This is a genomic window from Corynebacterium sp. (assembly GCF_012838985.1).
Lineage (GTDB): Bacteria > Actinomycetota > Actinomycetes > Mycobacteriales > Mycobacteriaceae > Corynebacterium.
The window spans coordinates 1-1765 of record NZ_DUOE01000037.1 but is presented as its reverse complement, the minus strand read 5'-3'; the positions used below and the strand labels follow the sequence as shown (position 1 = coordinate 1765).

General features: G+C 68.5%; 2 protein-coding genes. Both read right to left on the bottom strand.

From position 1 onward, the window contains the following. On the bottom strand, positions 1 to 814 hold an 814-nt coding region (locus GXZ33_RS01825), incomplete at its 3' end, for a DUF559 domain-containing protein (protein WP_291339157.1). Positions 815 to 938: 124 nt separating this feature from the next. Then, positions 939 to 1733: an ABC transporter ATP-binding protein gene (locus GXZ33_RS01820; RefSeq protein ID WP_291339156.1), complete on the bottom strand. Its 795-nt coding sequence runs from the start codon at positions 1731 to 1733 to the stop codon at positions 939 to 941. Between the last annotated feature and the right edge of the window lie 32 nt (positions 1734 to 1765).

Genomic DNA, 1765 nt, shown 5'->3' with positions numbered 1-1765 from the left:
GGGCGATGATCTGCTCCACCACCGGGACCAGGTGGTGCCGCACGCAGCTGCCGGAGTAACGCAGCACGCGGTAACCCCGGCGTGCCGCGACGTTCGCCTTCCACCGGTCCCGGACGAAGGCCTCCCGGCTCTCCGCGTTGTGGAACTGGTAGCCGTCGATCTCCACGATGATTCTCGCCTGCGGCAGGACGATGTCGAAGTAGTAGTGGCCGAGGAAGACGTTCTGCTCCACCTCCACACCCCGCGCGATGAGCTCCCGCGCCACCAGCCGCTCCACCTCGCTGTCCGCCCCGACCGCGGCCCGGGCCACCAGCCCGTGGAACCGGGCGGGCACCCGCGGCATCGCCGCCACCTCCTCCGCCAGAGCCTCCTTGCCCCGGCGACCGGCGAACTCCTCCTCCAGGTAGGCGATGAGGTCCGCGTCGGTGACCCGGTCCGCATCCGCCACGGCCACCGCACGCGACGTCACGCGGAACCCGCCGACCTCCTCGTGCGTGACGTCCTTGCGGCGCACCAGGGTGAGCCTGTCCGTCCCGTTGACCGACCTCCCGGGCGGGACCGTCGCCTGCACCGGCAGCGTGATCGGGCTCCCCCGCCGCAGCTGCAGCGCGGTGCGGCCCGTGAACACCAGGCCCGGGCGGCGGTGCAGGAGCGCCCGGAGCAGCACCTCGCCCTCCGCCGGGACCGTGGTGAACACGCCCTGCTCCACGCGGTGCAGGAGGCCCCTGCGTACGAGCCCCTCGATCTTCTTCTGGCTCAGCCCCCGCTCCTTGAGCAGGGCTGAATCCACGACGGTCCGGTCCCCGAAGTCCATGAGCTTCCCCCTCGGCCACACCCTAAGGCGCAGCGGAGGGGCGCGCAGGTCGATCGCCGGTACACTCCCCGGATTTCAGCCCCCGAAAAGAGGGGAGTGTACCGGCAAACGCCCTCAGGGCTTCTCAGGGCTTCTCGACGTCGAAACGCTTGAGCAGGGAGCGGACGTAATCGCCCGCCCCCTTGCCCTCGTAGGCCTCCACGACCTCATCCACGAGCCCCGCCTTACGGATCTCACCGTGGTCGATCCACAACGCGGTGTTGCACAGCTGCGCCAGGAAGTCATTCGAGTGGGAGGCGAAGACGAGGATGCCCGAGCGCTTGACCAGTTCCTGCAGGCGGACGCGGGCCTTGGCCATGAAGGCGGCGTCGACAGCGCCGATGCCTTCGTCGAGAAGCAGGATCTCCGGTTCGATGGAGGTGACCACGCCGAGCGCCAGGCGGACGCGCATGCCGGTGGAGTAGGTGCGCAGCGGCATGTTGAGGTACTCGCCGAGCTCGGAGAACTCGGCGATCTCGTCGATCTTGGCCTTCATCTGCTTACGCGTCTGCCCGAGGAAGAGACCACGGATGATGATGTTCTCGTAGCCCGAGATCTCCGGGTCCATGCCCACGCCCAGGTCGAAGACCGGCGCGACGCGGCCCCGGATGTCCGCGGAACCGCGCGTCGGCTCGTAGATGCCCGACAGCAGACGCAGCAGCGTCGACTTACCGGCGCCGTTGTGGCCGACGAGGCCGACGCGGTCGCCTTCACGCAGGTGCAGGTTGATGTCCCGCAGCGCCTCGACGACGACGGTGTTGTCCTTGTTGCGCCCGATCGCGCCACCCGCGGTGGACAGGAAGGCCTTCTTCATGGAACGCGACTTGGCGTCGAAGATGGGGAAGTCGACGCAGGCGTTGTAGGTGTCGATGGATACCAAGGGAGTCCTCCTAGACCCAGTAGCTCACGCGG